At 66.8% G+C, this 21248-nt stretch carries 15 protein-coding genes; 7 read left to right on the forward strand and 8 right to left on the reverse strand.

Features of this window, described 5'->3' with window-relative positions; all coding sequences use genetic code 11:
- Nucleotides 1–10: 10 nt before the first annotated feature.
- Both MZV50_RS22095 and MZV50_RS22100 read right to left on the reverse strand, forming a co-directional pair.
- On the reverse strand, nucleotides 11–2872 hold the full coding sequence (locus tag MZV50_RS22095) for a TonB-dependent receptor domain-containing protein (protein WP_252631483.1): 2862 nt from the start codon (nucleotides 2870–2872) through the stop codon (nucleotides 11–13).
- 69 nt (nucleotides 2873–2941) lie between these two features.
- Nucleotides 2942–4063: an ABC transporter substrate-binding protein gene (locus tag MZV50_RS22100; RefSeq protein WP_252631484.1), complete on the reverse strand. Its 1122-nt coding sequence runs from the start codon at nucleotides 4061–4063 to the stop codon at nucleotides 2942–2944.
- A gap of 71 nt (nucleotides 4064–4134) precedes the next feature.
- On the opposite strand from MZV50_RS22100, the gene MZV50_RS22105 reads away from it, so the two are divergent.
- The 3 genes from MZV50_RS22105 (at nucleotide 4135) to MZV50_RS22115 (ending at nucleotide 7176) form a co-directional block, all read left to right on the forward strand.
- On the forward strand, nucleotides 4135–4794 hold the full coding sequence (locus tag MZV50_RS22105) for a response regulator transcription factor (RefSeq protein ID WP_252631485.1): 660 nt from the start codon (nucleotides 4135–4137) through the stop codon (nucleotides 4792–4794).
- Nucleotides 4794–6173 (forward strand): sensor histidine kinase, encoded by a 1380-nt coding sequence (locus MZV50_RS22110; RefSeq protein ID WP_252631486.1) that lies wholly within the window; start codon nucleotides 4794–4796, stop codon nucleotides 6171–6173. The genes MZV50_RS22105 and MZV50_RS22110 overlap by 1 nt, the downstream gene beginning before the upstream one ends.
- 112 nt (nucleotides 6174–6285) lie before the next feature.
- On the forward strand, nucleotides 6286–7176 hold the full coding sequence (locus MZV50_RS22115; protein ID WP_252631487.1) for an alpha/beta fold hydrolase: 891 nt from the start codon (nucleotides 6286–6288) through the stop codon (nucleotides 7174–7176).
- A 162-nt stretch (nucleotides 7177–7338) separates the two neighbouring features.
- Here the strand turns inward: MZV50_RS22115 and MZV50_RS22120 are convergent, their stop codons facing one another.
- The gene (locus tag MZV50_RS22120; protein ID WP_252631488.1) at nucleotides 7339–7947 is read right to left on the reverse strand and encodes a TetR/AcrR family transcriptional regulator; all 609 of its coding nucleotides are present in this window, start codon (nucleotides 7945–7947) and stop codon (nucleotides 7339–7341) included.
- A gap of 98 nt (nucleotides 7948–8045) precedes the next feature.
- On the opposite strand from MZV50_RS22120, the gene MZV50_RS22125 reads away from it, so the two are divergent.
- On the forward strand, nucleotides 8046–9152 hold the full coding sequence (locus MZV50_RS22125) for an alpha/beta fold hydrolase (RefSeq protein WP_252631489.1): 1107 nt from the start codon (nucleotides 8046–8048) through the stop codon (nucleotides 9150–9152).
- A 130-nt stretch (nucleotides 9153–9282) separates the two neighbouring features.
- On the opposite strand, the gene MZV50_RS22130 is transcribed toward MZV50_RS22125, so the two are convergent.
- Complete coding sequence (locus MZV50_RS22130; protein ID WP_252631490.1) at nucleotides 9283–9717, reverse strand: winged helix-turn-helix transcriptional regulator; 435 nt, start codon at nucleotides 9715–9717, stop codon at nucleotides 9283–9285.
- 93 nt (nucleotides 9718–9810) lie between these two features.
- Between MZV50_RS22130 and MZV50_RS22135 the strand changes: the two genes are divergently transcribed.
- A complete protein-coding gene (locus MZV50_RS22135) occupies nucleotides 9811–10764 on the forward strand; it encodes an aromatic alcohol reductase (protein ID WP_252631491.1) in 954 nt (317 codons plus the stop codon).
- A gap of 494 nt (nucleotides 10765–11258) precedes the next feature.
- On the opposite strand, the gene MZV50_RS22140 is transcribed toward MZV50_RS22135, so the two are convergent.
- From MZV50_RS22140 to MZV50_RS22150, 3 genes are read right to left on the reverse strand one after another with little or no spacing between them, the layout of a single operon-like run.
- Entirely contained in the window at nucleotides 11259–12161 is a 903-nt protein-coding gene (locus MZV50_RS22140) for a glycosyl transferase family 8 (protein WP_252631492.1), read from the reverse strand.
- Nucleotides 12122–12535: a tetratricopeptide repeat protein gene (locus MZV50_RS22145; protein WP_252631493.1), complete on the reverse strand. Its 414-nt coding sequence runs from the start codon at nucleotides 12533–12535 to the stop codon at nucleotides 12122–12124. The genes MZV50_RS22140 and MZV50_RS22145 overlap by 40 nt, the downstream gene beginning before the upstream one ends.
- On the reverse strand, nucleotides 12525–14330 hold the full coding sequence (locus MZV50_RS22150) for a tetratricopeptide repeat-containing sulfotransferase family protein (RefSeq protein WP_252631494.1): 1806 nt from the start codon (nucleotides 14328–14330) through the stop codon (nucleotides 12525–12527). The genes MZV50_RS22145 and MZV50_RS22150 overlap by 11 nt, the downstream gene beginning before the upstream one ends.
- Nucleotides 14331–14544: 214 nt before the next feature.
- On the opposite strand from MZV50_RS22150, the gene MZV50_RS22155 reads away from it, so the two are divergent.
- Both MZV50_RS22155 and MZV50_RS22160 read left to right on the forward strand, forming a co-directional pair.
- Nucleotides 14545–18786 (forward strand): autotransporter domain-containing protein, encoded by a 4242-nt coding sequence (locus MZV50_RS22155; RefSeq protein WP_252631495.1) that lies wholly within the window; start codon nucleotides 14545–14547, stop codon nucleotides 18784–18786.
- Between the two features lie 393 nt (nucleotides 18787–19179).
- Complete coding sequence (locus MZV50_RS22160; RefSeq protein ID WP_252631496.1) at nucleotides 19180–19878, forward strand: LamG domain-containing protein; 699 nt, start codon at nucleotides 19180–19182, stop codon at nucleotides 19876–19878.
- 367 nt (nucleotides 19879–20245) lie between these two features.
- Here the strand turns inward: MZV50_RS22160 and MZV50_RS22165 are convergent, their stop codons facing one another.
- Nucleotides 20246–21139, reverse strand: coding sequence for a LysR family transcriptional regulator (locus tag MZV50_RS22165; protein ID WP_252631497.1), 894 nt, complete (start codon nucleotides 21137–21139; stop codon nucleotides 20246–20248).
- Nucleotides 21140–21248: the final 109 nt, after the last annotated feature.

Below are 21248 nucleotides of genomic sequence, written 5' to 3' on the forward strand. Positions count from 1 at the left end.
TCCGACCGGCCTAGAACGACTTGCCAAAGCGGACGTAGTAGTACCGCCCCATCACGTCGTAGGTGTAGATGTCGAAGTTGATCGGCGCGTTGGCGTAGGACAGCGGCGGCTGGGTGTCGAAGACGTTGTTGACGCCCACCGTCACATTGGCCCGCACCTTCTCGAACGCCTTCTCCAGCTGCAGGTCCTGATAGGTCACCGCCTTGACGCGGTCGCCCTTGACCGGGGTCGTCGGCAGGGCCGGCGGCGCGCCGTCCTTGGTCGAGCCGATATAGCGGCCGCGCCACATCACCGCCCAGTCGTCGTTCGACCAGCGCAGCGACGCCAGTCCCTTCCAGCGCGGATAGGTGGCGCGGGCGGTGGCCGGGGTGGTGCCGCCGGTCGAGGTGCCGACCGCGTGGGTGATGATCGGATCGCCGCCCGCCGGGTTCGGCGAGGTGACGTCGAACTTCTGCAGGCGCGTGCCCTGCACCGAGCCCTCGAAGGTCCCGTAGTCGGTGTTGCGGCGGTAGCGCATGGCCACGTCGTAGCCGGCCGTCTTGATCTGGTTGAGGTTCATGAACGACGAGGCGAAGTTCAGCACCTGACCCGTGGCGGCGTCGCGCGTCAGGGCCGAGCAGAAGTCCCCGGCCTGGGTGGCGCACAGCTGCAGGGCGTTGGCCACCGACGGGGTCGAGATTGCGTTCTTGATGGTGACCTCGTAGCCGTCCAGCGTCAGGCTGAGGCCCGGCGCGAAGGCGGGCTGCAGGGCGACGCCGTAGCTCCAGGTCTTGGCCGTCTCCGGATCGAGCTTGCCGTTGCCCGACACCGTCAGCGGCAGCAGACCGCCGTTGTACGAGCTCTGGTTATAGGTCGATGGCACGCCCGCGCAGCCTGGGAGGGTCGGGTGCGCGGCCGCGCCGCCGTTGCAGGGGTCGGTATTGCTGCCCGCGAGGTTGGACTGACGCGAGCCGGTGTAGAGCTCGATCAGCGAGGGGGCGCGGAAGCCTTGCGACCACGTGCCTCTGAAAAGGACGCCATCGACGGGGCGATAGCCGACGCCGACCTTGGAGGTCAGCTTGGAGCCGGCGGTGTTGTAGTCGGAATAGCGGGTGGCGACGTCCAGCTCGAGCTTCTTGACCATCGGCAGGTCGGCCAGGATCGGCGCGGTGAATTCGAGGAACGCCTCCTTGACGTCGTACGAGCCGTTGGCGGTTGGCGTGCGCATGACGTTGGTCGTGGTCACCGTGGTCGAAGGCAGCGGCAGCGCGCCCGTCCCGGTCGAGACGGTGTTCACGTAGGCGTCCGGATGGTCCTCACCGACGTTCTTGCGCCACTCGAAGCCGAAGGCCATGGCCAGCGGCCCGCCCGGCAGCTGCAGCAGCTCGCCGTTCACGTCGAAGGTCAGGTCGTAGAGCTTGGTGAGGTTGGTCTCGCGGGCCGTCGAGTTGATGTAGGCCGCCTGCTGCGGCGTCATCTGGCCGAAGATGTTGATCGGGATGCAGCCCGCCTGCGCGGAGCAGATCGAGGGCGCCGAGAGACCCAGCGCCAGATGCTCCAGGTCGATGCCGCCTGGCGAGGAGAACTTCATCTGGTTCTGCGAGGCCGAGCCGAACAGCGACCAGTTCCAGTTGCGAGCGAAGAGATCGACGTCGCCGGCTAGCTCGCCCGAGACACGGTAGGTGTCGACCTGCTGGTTGCTGATCCGGTAGCCTACGGGCGTGGTGAAAAGCTGGATGTTCCAGGCCTGGTTGGCCGCGAAGGCGGTACCGAAGGGGTTGTATTGCTGGTTGGCAGCGATCGAGAAACCGCGATAGGTGCCCGAGGTCCCGCCGATCGACAGGTTGGTCGGCGAGAACACCTGCTGCGAGGTGCGCCGGTTCCACATCGCGTCCAGGGTCAGCTTGACGTGATCGGTCAGCTCCTGGTCGACGCGGGCGAAGATGCCGTACCGCTCGCTGGGACCGACGGCGTAAATACCCTGGGCCATGGTGTTGTAGTAGTCGTCCGGCAGCGTGGCGCGGTGATAGCTGCCGACGCCTGTGGCGGTCGTCACCCCGACATTCTGAGTCAGCGGCGAAGCGGCCGTCGAGAAGCCCGGCAGGATATAGAGGCCGCGCGGGCTGGACGGGGCGGCGCTGAGGTTGTTGGGGCCGGCGGTCAGCGACACCTGGGTGAGGTCGCGATCCTTGGTCTCGACCGGGTCCTCGTTGACGTAGCTGAGCGAGACAAACACCGAGGCGCGGTCGAACTTCTTGCCCCAGTTGGTCTGCAGGCTGAACGACTCGCCGTCGCCGCGAGAGGAGACGCCGTACTTGCTCTCGACCTGGAAACCATCGAGGTTGCGCTTGGTCTTGAGGTTGACGACCCCGGCTATGGCGTCCGCGCCGTAGATGGCCGAGGCGCCGTCCTGCAGCACCTCCATGCTGCCGATCATGCCGATCGGCACGGTGTTGAGGTCGACGAAGTCGCGGATGCCCCGCGCGCCGACGCCGTCAACCCAGCGGTGGCCGTCGACCAGCACCAGGGTCCTGTCGGCCGCGCCGTCGGTGTTGGCGAGATAGCGCAGGCTGATCGAGCTGCCGCCGTACGAGGTGCCCTGCGTGCCGTTCGAGTTGTAGCTGACGCCGGCGCTGGGCAACTTCTGCAGCAGCTCGCCGACAGAAGCGACGGCAGCCCGCTGCAGGTCCTCCTCGGTGATGCTGGTCAGCTGACCGACCGAGTCGGCGTCGCGTCGGCGGGTCTTCGAACCCGTGACGATCACGGCGTCGAGCGTGGTGGCTTCGGCGCCCTGCTCGGCGGGCGCCGGCGTGGTCTGGGCCATGGCCTCGCCCGCGCCGAACACGAGCGCCAGAGCCGAAACGCTTACGAAAGCAGACTGAATTCTGGTCACCGGAGATCCCCCTCCTGGCCGGCGTTTGCGCCGGCTGCATTGCGCGGCTCCCCGCCGCTTGTTCGGAGGCTAGGGTCGGTTACCTGTCATGAGACTGTCGCGGACGCGCCGATAGTCGTCGACGTGGTCCGAACCGAGGGCTTCGCGCCAATCGGCGACGAGGCGCCGGCGGCGCATCTGGTCCAGATTGGCCAGCAAGGCGGGACCGACCTCGATCGGACGCGCCGAGGCCTCGGGTGCCCTGCCCGCTCCGCCGGCCACGTCGGGCCGCACCGGCGTGAGGTTGCTCTGGGCCAGCAGGCGTTGGCCCTTCACCGACAACAGGAAGTCCAGGAACATCTTGGCGGCGTAGGGCCGGCGGGCCCGCGCCGAGATGAAGGCGATGCGCGACATCACCAGGGTGTAGTCGCTGGGGAAGATCACCCCGATGTTCGGATTGGCCCGCTGGGCCTCCAGGGCGTAGGAGCCCACGACGTTGTAGCCCAGCACGATCTGCTGGTCGGCGATCGCCTGCAGCAGGGTGGCGGTCGATTCGTAGAGGTGCGGCCGGGTCGCGCCCATGGCCCGCGTCAGGGCCAGGGTCTCGGACCACGCCAGCCGATCCTGCGAATAGTAGAGGAATCCCACGCCCGAGCGGCCGACGTCGAAGAGCCCGATAGAGCCTTTGAGCGCACCGTCGCCCAGCATCTTGCCCAAGGCCGCATGGTTGCGCGGGGCCTGGGCGTCGGGCAGGCGGCGACGGTCATAGGCGAAGACGATCGGCTCGGCCGTCACGCCGAACCCCTGGCTCTTCCAGACTGTCCAGCGCGGCAGCATCGCCCGGGCCGGCGTGTCAAAGGTCTGCGCATAGCCATCGTTGATCAGCTTGATCTGCAGGTCCATCGCCGAGCTCCAGACCAGGTCTGCTGACGGCTTGCCCGCCCGTCGCTCGGCCAGGTAGCGCTGGTAGAGCTCGGCGGAGTTCTGGCGCTGGAAGTCGACGCGGACCTTCGGGTGCTCGGCGTGGAAGGCCGAGACCACGGGCTCGATCTCGGCGTCGCCGGTGTTGGCGTAGATGGTGACGCCGCCCTCCCGCGCGGCCGCGTCGGCCCGCCGGACGCTTTCCAGCCCGCCGATCACCGGCGTATCGGTGCGCCCGCAACCGGCTAGCAAGGCCGCCGCCGGCGCGAGGAGAAGCTGTCGTCGAAGCATGGTCGCCCTGTTCACTTCGAACGACGTTGCATGATAGGGGCGGAGTCGTCCAACCCCCGAGGCCCGACCGCATGCGGCTGCTGTTCGTGGAGGACGACGAAGCGCTGGGACGCGGCGTCGTGGCCTTCCTCAGGTCCGAGAATTTCACGGTCGACTGGGTCACCGATGGCGAAACCGCGCTTGAACAGCAGGCCGAGCCGTACTCGGTCATCGTCCTGGACCTGGGCCTGCCGGACATCAGCGGTCTCGATGTGCTTGTGCGCCTGCGCCGGGCCGGTAACCGCACGCCGCTGCTGATCCTGACCGCTCGCGACGCCCTCAAGGACCGGGTCAGCGGCCTGGATCTGGGGGCCGACGACTACATGCTCAAGCCGTTCGAGCCCGAGGAGCTGGCGGCCCGCGTCCGCGCCCTCGCCCGACGGCGCGGCGGCGATCCCTCACCCACGCTTTCGGTGGGCAATCTGACGATCGACCGCAACGGCGCCCGCGCCTATGTCGATGGCCGTGACCTCGAGCTGCGCCGGCGCGAACACACCGTGCTCCTGGTGCTGGCCGCCAACGCCGGCAAGATCGTTACGCGACAGCGTCTGATCGGCGAGGTCTTCGGCCACGACGACGAAGCCGGCCCCAACGCCCTGGACGTCTATGTCGGCCGCGTTCGCCGCAAGCTGGAGCCCAACGGCCCCAAGATCACAACCTTGCGTGGCCAGGGCTATCTGCTCGAGCCCTGATGGTCCGGATCCGATCCCTTACCACCCGCTTGCTCGTCGCCCTCGTGGCGCCGCTGATCGTGTCGGCGGTGCTGATCGGGATCGGCGACGCCTGGGTCACCCAGAGGGTGGTGGACGACACCTCCGACCGCTTGCTGGCTGGCTCGGTGCGCGCCATCGCCGAATCCGTGACCTTCGAGACTGATCATATCGAGGTCGACCTGCCGCCTTGGGCCTTCGGCCTGCTGGACAGCCCCCAGCGCGACAGCGTGTTCTACAATGTACGCGAGTCGGGTCGGGTGCTTACAGGCTATGACGACTTGCCCGATTTCGACCGCGAAGCGATCGCCGCCGATGGCGAGCCCGTGTTCCGGACCGTGGTCTATCAGGATCGCCGCGTGCGCCAGTCCGCCGTTGCTCTGCGGGTTCCGGGCGCGGCGGCTCCGGTGGTGATCTCGGTGGCTCAGACGCTGGAGTCCCGAGGGGCGGTCCGTAACTCCCTGATGACCACGGTCGGCGCTATCGAGGTCGGGCTCGTCGGCCTTGTCGCTCTGTTGATCTGGCCAGCCGCGACCTGGAGCCTGAGCCCACTGGACGGCCTACGACGAGGACTGGCCAAGCGTTCGGACGCCCGCGACCCGGACTTCGCACCGGTGGCCGTCGGCGACGTGCCAAACGAACTTCAGCCCGTGGTGGTGGCGTTCAACAGCCTTCTGGGTCAGTTGGAGCGCTCAGTCGACGGCGTGCGTCGCTTCACCGCCGACGCCTCCCACCAGATCCGCACGCCGCTAGCCATCGTGAAGACCCACCTCGCCGTACTCGCGAAAGGCAAGCGCACGGCGGCGGATCAAGACTCGCTGACCGACGCACTGGAGGCCGTCGACCGGCTACAGCGTCTAATCGAACAGCTTCTGGCCCTGGCTCGCGCCGAGGCCGGCGAGACCGACGGTCGCCAGCAAGCGGACTTGGCCGCCTGCGCGCGCAGCCTGATCGACCGCTGGTCCCGACGCGCGACCGCAGAGGGCGCTACCCTGGGCCTCCTGATCGAAGCCGAGCCCGTAGGTGTGCCGCTGGCTGCGCCCCTGGTCGACCAGATTCTTGAGAACCTGGTCGACAACGCGCTCAGCTACGGCGGTCGCACCATCGTCATCGGAATTAGTCAAACTGAGGCCCAGGCGACCCTTTGGGTTGCGGACGACGGCCCCGGCTTGCCGCCAGCGCTTCAGCAACGTCCATTCGAGCGCTTCATGCGTGGCCCGCAAAGTTCAGGCCAGGGTAGCGGCCTGGGCCTTTCCATCGTCAAGGCTCTTGCCGAACGCGCCGGAGGCGATGTCGTGCTGGAGGCGCCGCTCGAAGGCGGACTGCGCGTCGGCTTGAGCTTCCCTAGGATATCGCTTTAGCGCCATAAGCTGTCCTTGACTAGGCTCCAAGAACACGACGCTCCAGACGCGCGAGCGTGAACAACTCCCAGGCCCTCGCCGTTGAGTGCGGCGGGTATATGGAGAGGTTCTCGTGCGGATCGCCGAAACTGACGCCTTGCGAATGGCCTATGTCGAGGCCGGTCCGGCCGACGGTTGGCCTGTCATTCTGTCCCACGGGTTTCCGTACGATGTTCACGCCTATGACGAGGTCGCGCCGATCCTGGCTGCGGCCGGCGCTCGGGTCTTGGCGCCCTATCTCCGGGGCTTTGGTCCGACGCAGATGCGCCATGACGGCCAGATGCGCTCTGGCCAGCAGGCCGCGCTGGGCAAGGATCTGATCGATCTCATGAACGCCCTCGGCGTCAACCGCGCGATCCTGGCGGGCTACGACTGGGGAGGGCTGTCGTCCTGCGTGGCCGCCGCGCTCTGGCCCGAGCGCGTCGCCGGCCTGGTGTCCCTTGCGGGTTACGACGTGATCGACATCGAACGCATGAGACACCCGTTCCCGCCGAGCCTGGAGGCGGTGATGTGGTATCAGCACCTCTTCCAGACGGAGCGCGGCCGCGAGGCGCTCACGACCGATCGCCGAGCGCTCTGCGAGCTTCTCTGGCGCCAATGGTCTCCGCGCTGGAACTTTGACGCCGCCACGTTCGAACGGACGGCGCCGTCGTTCGACAACCCCGATTTCGTGGACATCGTGATCCATGCCTACCGGTTCGACTTTGGCCTGGCCGCGGGCGATCCTGAGCTGGAGCCGCTAGAGAGGCGGCTACAGGCTCGCCCGAGGATCAGGGTTCCCGCCGTGACCCTGGACGGCGCCGATGACCCGCTGAAGCCCGGCGGAACGGCGGACCATGCCCCGATGTTCGCCGGTCCGCATGAGCATCGAACCATCCCCTGCGGGCACAACCTTCCGCAGGAAGCTCCCGCCTCCTTTGCCGAGGCCGTTCTAACGGTGCGTAAGATGGCGAACGCTGCCTAACGCGTTTGACCAGGTGACGCAGACGCACATCAAGCGCCATTTCCTGACATTCGCGTCTTCGCCGATTCCGATCATTCGGATGCCGAGGGTTAATGGCGAACTCGACCCTTGCCGGACGTGGGCCGTATCGGCGGAGTGACGCGCAACCTTGACCTGCGCTCCTCAATTCGTCGCGCGAAGCAGGCTGACGATATGGTCTATCGCGTCCTCATCGGCCAAGTCGTCATCGCCGGTGACCGCCAGGGCCGCGCGGATCTCGAGCTGACTTTCGAGCCAGAACTGCACAAGCGCTCCGCCCATGATCGCCGCGAGGCCGGGCGGCAGATCCTTGCGAACAAAGTCGGCTTCCTGGGCGCGTTGCATGAGGGCGACGACCTGCCCGGTCATCTGCTCGGAGCGGGAAACGCGTTCGTCTTCCAATCCGTCCAGCCGCCGCCAGAGATTGAACCGGAACGACAAGGGCCGCGCCTTCCAGAACGTCAGATAAGCACGGAGCATCGCCCTAACCGCGTCACCCGCCGGGAGACCAATATCCACGGCGCTAGCCATGAAGGCCATGAAGTCGGCGGTGATTTGCTCCCCGACCACACGCCACAACGCTTCCTTGCCGCCAAAATGATGGTTGAGCAGGGGCTGAGACACGCCCGCCACCTGAGCGATCTGACGGGTGCCGGCGCCATGGAATCCGTGCGCCGCGAACACGGCCAGCGCGGCTTCGGCGATCGCATTGCGGGCGTCGCCTGGCGGAAAGCCGGGGCTCAGTTCAGGCATGGGCGGATCTTCCGGCGAATTCATCGCGCTGATCGCACGATCAGCGTTGACTGATCAAGTGATCAGCGGTAGCTGGCGACCGCCGTCAGGAGATGCGCGTGCCCCCTCTGATCCAGCCCGCGAAGACCTTCGTTCTCGTCCACGGCGCGAGCCATGGCGGCTGGTGCTACGACCGGGTCGCTGCGATCCTGAGGTCGCAGGGCCACCGGGTGTTCGCGCCGACCCTTGCCGGCCTGGCAGAGCGGGCGTCCATGGATGCGCGTCGGATCAACCTGACCACCCATATCGAAGAAATCCTCGCGCTGTTTGAAGCGGAAGACCTGCACAACGCGGTTCTGTGCGGCCACTCCTATGGTGGCATGGTCATAGCTGGCGTCGCCGATCGGATCCCTGATCGCATTGACAGTCTCGTCTTCCTCGACGCCGTCGTGCCCGAGAACGGCAAGTGCATGAACGACTACGTCTTTCCCGGCTGGCGCCTCGTGCCCATCCTGATCTCGGTCTGGCTCTTTGGCCGCGGCTACAAGCTGACGCCGCCACCACCGGCCTGGTTCTTCAACGTGAACAAGGCGGATCGCGCCATGGTGGACGAACGTCTCACGGGGCATCCTTTCAAGACGCTTACCGAGAAAATACAGATCGGAAGCGGCGCCGACCGCATTCCCAACCACGCCTATATCTACGCGACTAACTGGGGAAACCCTCAGATCACCAAGCAATACGACCTCGCGAAAAGATGCGACGGGTGGAAGGTGTTTGAGGTCGAAAGCGGTCATGACGTCATGATCGACGCGCCGCAGGACCTTGCCCGGATTCTCGATTCCCTGCCGTTAGGCTTCGTCCAAGGAGATCAGCCCATGACCAACATCATCAGGATGGTGGCCAATGTGACCGTCGCAGACCTAGAGGCGGCCATTCCGCTCTATCAGCGCCTTGCCGGCGAGGAGACGGTCAAGCGGTTCGCCTACAAGAACCTCAACTGCGCCAACATCGGGCCGTATCTGCTGCTGGAGGGGGCGATGGACGATCACATCTCTCAAGTCGCCACGGTCCTGGTTCGGTCGGCGGCTGAGGCGCAGGCGGCCGTCGAGGAAGCTGGCGGCCGCGTGCTCGAAGGACCGGGCGAGGTGCCCAACGGTGCGCGCGTGGTGATGGAGCATCCCGATGGCGCCGTATTCGAATATTTGCAGCCCAAGGGCGCCTAGCGCGGGACGTCTGGTCGCCGCAGCCCGCCACCTATAGCGCCCTCCCGAATCCAGAAAACTTGACTGCGACAGAGGACGGCGCGCCAGAACACCGGCAAATCACCCTGCCTTGCCGACGCGAAAGGTAGGACTACCAGCCAGTTTGCGCCAGCCGGGGCGTTTCACCGAGGTTGCTCTTGTCGAATGCCTCCCTCGCCGCCCGAAAGCCATCGGCGTTTTCAACGATCCAGGTCCATAGCGGCGCCATCCGCACCAACAGTTCCATGCCCGTGTCGGACAGCTGATACTCGACGTGAGGCGGCACTTCGTCGAAGTCGTGACGGATCACCAATCCGTCGCGCTCCAATTGGCGAAGCGTGCGCGTCAACATCCGCTGGGTGACGCCATGCATGCGTCGGCCAATGTCTGCATGGCGCAGTTGACCGTACACCCCGAGCGTATGAATGACGCCAAGCGACCAGCGACTGCCGGCATGCGCCAGCACTTCCCGCCGCACTCCGTCATCGTCGTCTCTGAGGCCATCGCAGATGGTCTGGGAGTACCTAAGAACCTCGTCGCGGTTCAACGATCTGACCCCAGTATCACGCATGTACCTTCTTTCGAGCTTGCCCATGGATTGCCAGATGACGGCGGCAACCACTCCTGGAAGATACCAACGATGAATGACGTCGTCGCCGCCGTGAAGTCCCGAAACATCCTCGTGCTGGGGGCTGGTGAACTGGGCATGCCCGTCCTGCGCAACCTGGCGCGTCGCGCCAAGACCATCGACGGCGCCAGCATCAGCGTCCTCCTCCGCGCCAGCGCCGTCACGTCCGACGAGCCAAGCAAGAAGCGAGACATCAAAGAGATCCGCGACCTTGGGATCGAGGTCGTCATCGGCGACCTGGTCCAGAGCTCGATCGACGAGCTGGCGTCGGTTTTCGCGCGGTATGACACCGTGATCGGTTGCGCGGGCTATGCCGCCGGGATCGACACGCCGATGAAGTTGGCCAAGGCCGCGTTACGGTCGGGGATTCCGCGTTATTTCCCCTGGCAGTTCGGCGTCGACTTCGAAGCGATCGGACGCGGCGGCCCGCAGGACATCTTCGACGCCCAGCTCGACGTTCGGGAGCTGCTCCGTTCGCAAGACAAGACCGAGTGGGTCGTCATCTCGACCGGCATGTTCATGAGTTATCTGTTCGAACCGGAGTTCGGCGTCGTCGATCTGGAAAATAGCGCGGTTCACGCTCTCGGCAGTCTCGACACCGCCGTCACGCTGACAACGCCCGACGACATCGGGAGGCTCACCGCCGAGGTTGTGTTCTTCCAACCGACCATCCGCAACGAGATCGTGTTCCTGGCCGGCGACACCGTCACCTACGGCGAGGTGGCGGATAGGCTGGAAGCGGCCCTTGATCGACCGTTCGGCCGGTCCGAGTGGACTGTACCTTTCCTGATGGACGAGCTGGCGGACGATCCCAGGAACATGATGCGCAAGTACCGCGCGGCCTTCGCCATCGGGCGCGGGGTTGCCTGGGACAAGGCTGGAACCTTCAATGCGCGCCAGGCGATCCAGGTGACCGACTTGGCGGCGTGGATTGGCGCGAACCTAACTCCATCTTCAAACGCATAGGCATCGGGGGCGAGAAAAGGAGCGCTCCTCGCAGGTCGCAATGTCCGGTCCCTTTCCCGATAGTTCTCTCTCAGCTTGGGCAAGAACTGTCGGGAGAGGAGCCCCGATTTCCGCTTTCCACCATTCTCGGTCGATCCGAACGTCCGTGTCGCCGACCAGGTCGCGCCAGTTGCTGCCGTTAGCGCACCTCCGGAAACCGGACATTTAGCGCGCTAGTGAAGGGACAGTAGCTGCCTTTAGGCCGTCGCCAGGAACTGGACATCGCTAGCCCGAACTCGGCCTTTAATGATGATCTCTGCACCCCGCCACTGCACTCGCTCACCGAAGCGCTTTGCTTTCTACAATCGGCCCAATCTGAAATTGTCGCGAGGCAACAAGCTATCTCTCCGCCTGGACACCAGGGCGCCGGCCACTCCGCCATCGGCGATGGCGCGGTTACCGACGTGCGCATGGCAAAGGACGGACGTTGAGCGCACCGACCGAGGCGGCGCCGCTCAATCCATCGGGCCGGAGGTGCGGGCGGCCGACCCGATCAACGTGGCTGCGGCCTTGATCACCGAGTCCCACTGGCGGGGCGCCGCTTGGCGGTGGATGACCATCGTGGGGTACCAAGGGCTATCTTTCCGATCGAGCATCCAACGCCAATCAGGCGCGAACGGCAGTAGAACTGAGACCGGGACCGCCGAGGCCCCCGCGAGGTGGGCGACGGACGTATCCACGCTAACCAAGCGCTCCAGGCTCTGCAAAATTGCCAGGGTGTCGGCGAAGTCCATGATCTCGCCGCCGAGATTGATCAGAGGCGCGCGGCCGAAATATCCGCCGATTTCCGCTTGGGCCGGGCCCTTCTGCAGTGAGACCAAGGCTACGCCGTCGAGATCCGTTAGGGGCGCCAGTTGGGACAGGCGCATCGACCGGTTGGCGTCGTTGCCGTGCGCCGGACGGCCAGCCCACGCCAAGCCGATGCGGCGATAGCCGGGAGAAACGAGTTCGTCCAGTCGACGGCGCCAGCGCTCTACAAGCGCCTGGTCGGCGCGGAGATAGGGGTTTGCGGCCGGGATGGCCGCTGGATCGCCGCCCAATCTATGTGGCAGGCCGGACAGGGGCGCCCAAGCGTCGAAGTCCGGGATGGTGTCCCAGGTCAGGTGGATGTCGCCGAGATAGGGGCGCAGTTGCTTCAGGATCGGCGCGATCTCGCGGCTGCACGCCATCATCGCCTCGGGCGCACGCCGAGCCACCAGAGGCAGGTATCGGCAAAATTGGATAACATCGCCAAAGCCTTGGTCCGCCACCAGCAGGAGGCGGCCAGGCGCAAGCGGTCGTCCGTCCCACTGCGGCCGAATCCCGCCATTCGGGCCGGTCACCACCGCGGGCGGAAGCGGCGGCTCGGCGCCCGGCAAGCCGTAGCGCCACTCGTACTCCCCCAGCCCTCATCGAACCGTCCCGTCGCCAGCAGGACTTCGGCGAGTTCGAAATGCGGCCCCGCCGCCTCGGGCGCCAGCGCGATCGCTCGGCGCTGGCAGGCCTCGGCGCGGTCGAGCTCTAGCCGGTCGGCAAAGGCGATCCCCAGATTGTACCAGGCATCGGCGTTGTCCTGTCCCAATCGCAGAGCATGCCTCCCGTGAGCGATCGCCTCGTCCAGCCGCCCTTCCCTACGCCGAATTTCGCAAAGGTCGCTGTGGACCGTCGGGTCGTCCGAGGCCTGGTCGACCGATACCGATTGAGGCCCGGACTGGAGGATGTCCGCCAGCCGGCGATCGCGTTCAGACGTCATAGCCGAGCGCCTCGATGGTGGGCTCCAAGATCTCCAGCGCCGGCTGCAGGTGGCGCAAATAGCTGCGATAACGATAGACCGAGCGGTCGTAGAGCTTCTCGGTGACCTGGGCGTAGCTGGCTGTGCGGGCGTAGCGTTCGTTGGTGTCGAAGCGCAGGCAGCGCGCATCGAAGTCCAGGCCCACGAAGGCCAGCAGCCGGCGCACATTGCCCTCCAGATCGCCGACTAGATCCTCGTAGCGCACCGGCAGGTAGCGCAGGGCCATTTCCGACCGATAGTGGGCGACGAGGCCGAGGACCCGCGCCAGATGCAGCGCGGCGGTCTCGACGTCGGTTGAGCAATTGTAGCCGTGCGTGAGGTTGTTGAAGGTCATCGACAGCACGATGTCGAGCGGGTGGCGGACCAGGTGGACAAGGGGCGCATCGGGGAACATCAGTCCGATCAGGCCCAGATGAGTCTCGTTGAAGGGCGTCTTGTCCGTGAAGAACCGCTCGCCGGCCATCGGCGGCAGGCGTAGGCGGGCGCGCCTCAGATAATCGTCGCGCAGCTCTTCCAGGCCGTCGCGGCGATCGCCCATCCATAGCTCGGCCAACGCGGCGGGATAGGCCACCGGGCTGTCGAACCGCGCCGGCATGGAGGCCACGATCGGCTCCATCAACCCCAGTTCGTCGCCCGCGACGACGTCGGGATGGGCCGAGAGGATCTGTTCGACTAGGGTCGTGCCCGAGCGCGGCGCGCCGACGGTGAACAATGGTTGGGCCCCGGGCGCGGGCGTCCGGATCCGCGGCAGCATCCGCAGCCGGCCGGCGGTGAAGAAGTCGAACAGCTGAGCGGTCCGTCGCGCCGCTTCGGCCGCGGCATAGGCATAGCCATGGCTTCGCACCTGGGCCTTGCCGGCGACGGCGGCGGCGAAGGCCTCGTCGTAGCGGCCCAGCCGGTCGAGGATGCGGGCCCGCGCCAGCAGCTCGTCGAAATTCGGACTGCCACGACGACGCTCGCTTTCGTCCAGCAAGGCCAGCGCCGCCTCGTGAGCGCCCTGCCGCGTCAACAGCGCGGCTTCGAAGGCCCCGGTCTCCAGGGTGGGATCCAGGGCCTTGGCTTGCGCCAGATATTCGGCGGCCAGGGCCAGGTCGCGACCAGCTTCTTCGGTCTGGGCCCGGCCCAGCCACGTCAGACCGACGCTCGGATCCAGGTCCGTGGCCTCGGCGTAGAGCGCGCGCGCCTCGTCCAGACGCCCTTGCAGCTTCAGGCACCACGCCAGATTGGCCAGGGTGATGGCGTCGCGCGGGCCGATCTCCAGAGCGCGGGAATAGTGGAACTCGCCGGCATGCGGCTTGTCGGCCTGGGTCAGGACGTTGGCCAGCAGCACGTGGGACAAGGCCTGATCGGGCGCCAGGCGAACCGCGTTTCGCGCCTGGATCTCGGCGTCCTCCAGCCGCCCCAGACGAAGCAGTTGCAGGGCCAGTTCCTGGGTCGCGGCCGTATCGTTCGGCGACAGCGCCTGCAGGCGCAGCAGCACCGCGACCTGGGCTGCCACCGGGCCCGTCGCGGCTAGAAGGCGCGCGAAAAGAGACAGGGCGTCGATCCGATCGGGCGCGCGGTCGAGGACTTGCCGGCAAAGCGCGAGCGCCAGATCGGTATCGTCAGCCTCCGCGGCCGCCACGCTTCGCGTCAGGTCGTCGGCGAACGCGTGCTCGGCGAACGGCGGGACGAAGGCGCTCTGGGCGCAGCACCGGACGGCGCGCAAGCCGCTTCCGCAGTCGCAGGCGTCTTCGGAGTCGGTGGAGTTGGTCACGAAAGCTGGAACACGTTTGCCGAGGGATGCGCCGCATCCGAGCCGGCGCGCCGTCGCGCGAACCTATGGGGCGTCGCAATCGAGGACAAGCGCCCCCTGCGCCCACAGCGATCGACCCATTTTGGGTTTAGCGGGACAATATCCTTCTCAACGTTAACGAAAGTGGACCTTTTTGTGGCGACCTTGCGGCGAAATCACTTTCCTGGTGCAGTTCATGTCTCAGCGTCCCCCGGTCGACCCCAGCTCGCGTCAACAGAGCCTGGGACTGGCGCCCCCCTCCGGCGGCGCTGGCATAACCCTTCCGGTCGGAGGCCGCACGGCAAAGAGCCAGACCCGCCACCGCCTGATGTCCAGCCTGCGGCTGCCCCTGCTGGCGGCGCCGGCCCTGATCGGGGTCTCCCTGGCCAATCCGGTCGAAGCCCAGACGACGATCTCGACCAACCGGACGTCAACCTACAGCTTGGGCGGCGGGATCACCGCGCTCACCATCAACCCCGGCGTCTCGGTCACGACCCTCTCCAACGCCGCCATCTCCGGCGGCGCCGGCGCGTCCACGGGCGTCGTGATCACCAACAAGGGCACGCTGAACTCGACCGACACCGGCCCTTCGGGATATGGCGTCAGTCTCACCAACGCGGGCACGGTGATCAACCAGGGCTCGATCAACGGCCAGGGCAATGCGGGCATCCGTCTGGTGGGCGGCGGCCGGACCGACAACCAGGCCTCGGCGGAAATCACCAGCGACAACTACGGCATCTGGATCGGCGGCGGCACGGCCTCGGTCGTCAACGCCGGCAGCATCGGCACTGGCGGACACGGCATCTACCTGACCGGCGGCGCCACGACGGTGAACAACAGCGGCTCGGTCATTTCCGGCGCCGTCGGCCTCTACCAGACGGCGGGATCAGCGACGATCGTCAACAGCGGCAAGCTGCAGGGCAACACCTACGGCGTGCGCCTCGGGACCTCGGGCGTCATCACCAACACCGGCACTATCGCCGGGATCGGCGCCAGTTCCTCCGGCGTTCGCCTCCTGAGCGGCGGCACAATCATCAATGCGGGCACGATCACGTCCGGATCGGGCGGCAGCGCCGTCGCGCTGGTTGCTGGCGGCACGCTCAAGCTGCAGACCGGGTCAATAATGGTCGGCAATGTCACAGGCGGCTCCACCGGCGTGCTCGTCCTGGAAGGAACCGGCAGCTTTTCAAACACCACCACCGGCTTCGCGTCCCTGACCATGACCGGTAGCGACTGGACCATTGGAGGTGCGGTCACCGCGACCAACACCCAGGTGCAGGCCGGTACGCTCAAGGTCAACGGGACGCTGACCAGCAGCGGCGGCGTTCAGGTCGATAGCGGCGCGACGCTGGCCGGCACGGGCACGAGCAGCGGCGTCGTGGTTCAGTCGGGCGGCATCCTGGCGCCGGGCTCGGCCACTTCGGTCGGCGTCCTGACCCTGACCGGAAACTATACCGCCCAGGCCGGAAGCAAATTGGTCATCAACGCCACGGCGACCGCGGCCAGCCGACTGACCATCGGAGGGACGGCCAGCCTGGATGGCGAACTCAACATCCAGGCGGCGACAGACGACTATAGCGGCAGCCCGACCTTCGTCGTGCTGAGCAGCACGGGGACGCTTTCGGGCACCTTCTCCTCGGTGACCAGCACGGCCAACGTGACGCCGACCGTGACCTACGACACGATCGCCAAGCAGGTTCGCGTACAGCTCGTGACCGTCTCGAGCGGCGGCGGTGGCGGTGGCGGTGGCGGTGGCGTTCCGGAGACGCCAGCGATCATCGACGGCAGCCAGCCGTTCTTCGGCAACGGCGATCGCGCGGTGACCAGTCAGACGGTCACTTTCGATGGCGGCCTGCTGAAGCCGGGTCAATCGCTGTCCATCGCGCAGTCGGTCAATATGCTGTCGACAGGCGGAACCATCGACGCCAACGGCCAGACGATCGCGCTGAAGGGCGCCATCAGCGGCGCCGGGCAGCTCGCCATCCAAGGCCAGGGCTCGGTGATCGCCAGCGGTACGATCTCCAACACGGGCGGTCTGGCTGTCCGCGACAACGGCGCCCTGGTGATCGCCAACGGCGGCATCGTGGCCGCGCCGGTCCTCGCCGCGAGCGGCGGCTCGCTGACGGTTCAGGCCGGCGCGGGCGTCGGCGGCGCGGTGACCGTCGACGGCGGTGCCCTGACCGTAAACGAAAACGGAGCCATCAATGGCGCCGTCACCATCAAGGACGGCGGCAAGGCCCAGGTCGACGGCGCCATCATGGCTTCGGTCGATGTCTCCAAGAGTGAGCTCAAGATCGGTCAGACCGGCAGCGTCGGCGCCCTGACCATCGGCGAGTCCGGCAGCGCGACGGTCGACGGCAAAGCCATGGTCGCGGTCGACGTGACCAAGGGCCAGCTGACCATCGGCGCGACCGGCAGCGCCGGGTCCGTGAACGTGACTCAAGGCGGCGTGGCGCGCATCGACGGCGCCGTCGCGGGCGCCGTCCAGCTGGGCCAAGGCTCGGTCACGATCGGCGCCGGCGGTTCGGCCGGCGGTCTCGCCATCGGCCAGGGCGGCGTGGCGACGCTGGACGGCAAGACGGGCGCGGTCAGCGTCAATCAGGGCCAGCTGACCCTCGGCTCGTCCGGCGACGCGACCGCACTAGTCGTGAGCCAGAACGGCCAGGCCCAAATCGACGGCAAGATCACGAACGGGGTGCAGGTCGACCAGGGCGTCGTGAAGATCGGCGCCAGCGGCGCCGTCGGCGGCTTGACGGTCGGCCAGGGCGGCGTGGCCACTCTGGACGGCTCGGTCACCGGTGACGTGGGCGTCACCCAAGGGACCATCGACGTCGGCGGCTCGGTGGCCGGAACCACGACCGTCACCGACGGCCGCCTTAACCTGGCCGCCAGCGGCAACCTGGGTTCGCTGGTCTTGGCTCAGGGCGGCACGCTGACCGGCACGGGCACGGTGCGTGGCCCCGCCACGCTCTCGGGTCTGATCTCGCCGGGCAATTCGCCGGGCGTGCTGACCTTCAAGGCGCCGGTGACCATGACCGCCACTGCCGTTTTGAGGATGGAAATCGACGGCCCGACCGCCGGCGTTGGCGCGGGCCACCACGACGCCCTAGTCGTCCAGGGTGGCAGCTTCACGGCCGCCGGCACGCTGACGCCCGTGCTGCGCGGGATCAGCGGCGACGCGACCAACACCTACACCCCGGACCTGGGCCAGACCTTCGTCATCATCACCGCCGATGGCGGCGTTCAAGGCCGGTTCTCGACGCTGACCCAGCCGAACGCCGGCCTGTCGGCAGGCACACGTCTGGAGGCTCTGTACGACGCCAACCGGATCCGCCTGGTTGTGACGCCGACCAGCTACGTGGCCTATGCCGGCACGCGCAACCAGCTGGAAGTAGCCGCGGCCCTGGACGCTCAGCGTCCGTCCGTCGGAACCGCCTCGCCCCTGTTCGACCAGATCTACGCCCAGACGCGCTCCAGCCTGGCCCGCACGCAGGACGAACTGTCGGGCAAGCTGCACGCCGACCTTCTGGCCGCCGAGCTCACAAGCCGCCGGATCGTCGGCCAAGCTTTGGCGGATCGCCTGGCCGGACGCCGCACTGGCGACCAAGACGTCGCCACAGCGGTTTGGGGCAAGCCGATCGGCGCGTATGCCGAGACCGACAGCGATGGCAACGCCGCCGGCGCGGTCCAGCGTATCGGCGGCCTGATGTTCGGCGCCGACCGCGCCTTCGCCGGCAACGCCTTCGCCGGCGCCAGCGTGGGCTATCTGCGCAACAAGACCGAGTCGAAGTCGGGCCTTGGCCAAGGCGTCGCCGAAAGCTACCAGGCCTCGCTCTACGGCGGCCTGGGGCTGGGCCGCGCGGTCGTCGAGGCTTCGGTCGGCTATGCCTACACCGAGTTCGACACCAGCCGCGAGGTCGTGGTCGGCGCCCTTCGCCAGGTCGCCCAAGGCGATGCGCACGGCCACGACCTGACGGCGGAAGTCGCCGCCAGCCGCCGCTTCGTCATGGGCCCGTCCGCCTGGATCGAACCGCGCGCCGGCGTCAGCGTCGATCGCCTCTCGCGCAAGGGCTTCACGGAGACCGGCGCGGCGATCCTGGGCCTGCGCGTCGACGCGGCGGACATGACCGCGGCTCGCAGCGCCATCGGCGTGCGCTTCGGCGCACGGACGGAGAAAGGCGCCTGGGTCGTCCAGCCGACTGCCAGCCTCGGCTGGGCGCACGACTTTGCCGACATCACCGCGGTCAGCGACAATGTGCTGAACGGCGTGGCCTTCTCGGCGGCCTCCAGCCGTCCCGGCCGCGATGCGCTGCTGGTCGGGCTGGGAAGCGACTTCCGTCTGGGCGACCGGATGAAGGCGGGCTTCCAGATCCAGGACGCCTACCGTCGCCGCGAGAACACCGTCGCGGCCTCGATCGACTTGTCCTGGACCTTCTAGGTCGGTCTGGATCGGCGTCAGCGGCGGCAAGCGAGCCACAAGTCTCTACCGCGATGGAAGCTTGCCCCCGCTGGGCGCGCCGAGGGCGTTTACATGCGGTCCTTGGCCGCATTGGCGTTCTTAGGCGCGCAGCCCGAGAAGTCGGCTTCGCGCGTCAAAAGCGCAAATGGCGTCTATCCGTTGGCGTGACGTCTCGATGGCGCCAATTGCAGACATTGGCCTACCTGCGGGAACGCGACGCACGGAACAAGTGGTCGATGTGACCGTCTAGCCTGAGCGGACGGTGGCGAAGTCGATACTCATCCAGTCCTAGGTTTGGCCGCGCCAAGCATGGCCTTGATCCGGCCATGCGCGACGACGAAACTGGTGTCGTCCCACCACCAAGAGCATCCAATGTCCGGCCAAGCTCAGACCCGGCGAGCCGCGATCGGCGGCGCCGCCGTGTCGATCGCCTCTGCCAGTTCCCTGGCGACCCTCGCCGCGCCCCGCGTCGTCGGCGCGGGATTGGAAACCGGAGCGATCCGGGCCATCGGCGTTGAGACGGCGCAGATCGATTATCAGGGCCGTCGCGCCCTGCGCGCCACGGCGCTGGAAAAGGCCCCGGGGCTTGACAGGCTGGTGATGCTGGATACGCCAGCCTTCGGCGACGGCGTCATCGAGGCGTGGATAAGCGGCGCCCCCAGCCCCACGGCCAGCGCCACGGCGCGAGGCTTCGTCGGCGTCGCCTTCCGGGTGCGCGACGAGGCTAAGCTCGAGGCCATCTATCTGCGTCCGACAAACGGCCGGGCAGACGACCAGTTACGCCGCAATCATGCCGTTCAGTATATCTCGCACCCGGACTATCCTTGGGAGCGGCTGCGCGCAGAAGCCCCAGCCAAGTATGAGACCTATGTCGATCTCGAACCTGGTCGGTGGACGCACGTGCGGATCGTGGTGGCGGGCGCCATGGCCCGGCTACATGTCGACGGCGCCCAGCAGCCGACACTGATCGTTGGCGACCTCAAGCACGGCCCGGACACCAAGGGCGCCGTGGCGCTTTGGGTTGGCCCTGGCACGCTGTCGCATTTCAGCGATGTGCGGGTCACGTCCTAGGGCGTCGTGAGGATGAGCCGCTTTAGCGCGACAGCTGGTAATAGCGGCGACGGTCCGTGAGATGATCCCGGATTGGGTGCGAGCTTTTGTCCGCCCAAGAGGACCAGTGTTTGCGGCACCCGGACGCCCATTAGCGAAGTGAAGGCTCAGACAGGCGACTATGCCACGACGCACACCTTGGACACTAACGGCCGAAATGAGATCTCAGAGTTAGGCACGGCGGCGCTATCAACTGCCGTTGGCATATCTCCAGAAATCGAACGTTCAGTGCGTAGATTAGGAGGATGTGCGAGCGCCATGGACGAATAGCGAGCAAGCGAACCTCAACAGCCCGCCATCGTGATCGGATTTCCAAGTTGGATGAGGGCTAGGCTCGGCCGACAATCAACTCGGCAGCCAGGAAGTCCACGAACGCTCGCACCTTGGGCGTCAGTTGCCGGTTGGTTGGCCAAACCACGCGGAACATGCCGGCGCTCCTGAGGAACGGCTCCAGCACCGGGATCAGCGTCCCGGCCGCCAACTGCGCGCGGACCGAAAACAGGGGCACGCAGGTGACGCCGTGTCCCTGTTCGGCCAGATAGATCAGCGGTTCGAGGGTGCTGGCAGTGACTGCGGTTGACAGACCTCCGCCGACGAAGACGTCGTCGCGCCAGAGCGGCCAGCGTTCCAGCTTACCTGTTGAGGGATAGCGGTGCTGCAAACAGGCATGAGCCATCAGGTCCTCCGGCGAGGTCGGGCGGCCGTAGCGCTCGAAATAGCCGGGCGAGCCCACCACGCGATGCTCGAACGCGCCCAGCGACCTCGTCATCAGTCGGGAGTCCGAGACTTCGCCGGTGCGGACGACCGCGTCAAAGCCCTCTTCGATGACGTCCACGATGCGGTCGGTGAAATCCAGGTCCAGTTCGATCTCGGGATAGGTGCGCATGAACGCCGACAGGGTCGGCATCAGCAGCATGCCCACCAGGGGGAAACTGACGCGCAGGCGGCCGCGCGGCGCTTCCTGCGAGGCCGAGAGTTCACCGGTTAGCGCCTCAATCTCGGCGAAGATCCGCCGGCACCGGTCCAGCAGCAGGCCGCCCTCGGCGGTCAGGGCGACCGAACGGGTGTTGCGGTGGAAGAGGCGCGCGCCGAGCTGGGCTTCGAGGCGCGCAATGGCCTTGCCCACCGCGGAGGGCGAGACGCCAAGCCGGCGGGCCGCGCCGACGAAGCTGCGGGCTTCCGTGACCCTGACGAACACGTTCAGGGCACCCAGGCTGTCCATGCACGTCTCCATTGCGGACTTATGAGTCCGGACTGAGTGAAGCTGTGGCCTGTTTTTCGTCAGTTGTCTCGCGGCCATTGTCCAGGCGCGGCCAGTCGGGCCGTTTCAC

This window comes from Caulobacter segnis, assembly GCF_023935105.1.
Classification (GTDB): Bacteria; Pseudomonadota; Alphaproteobacteria; order Caulobacterales; family Caulobacteraceae; genus Caulobacter; species Caulobacter segnis_B.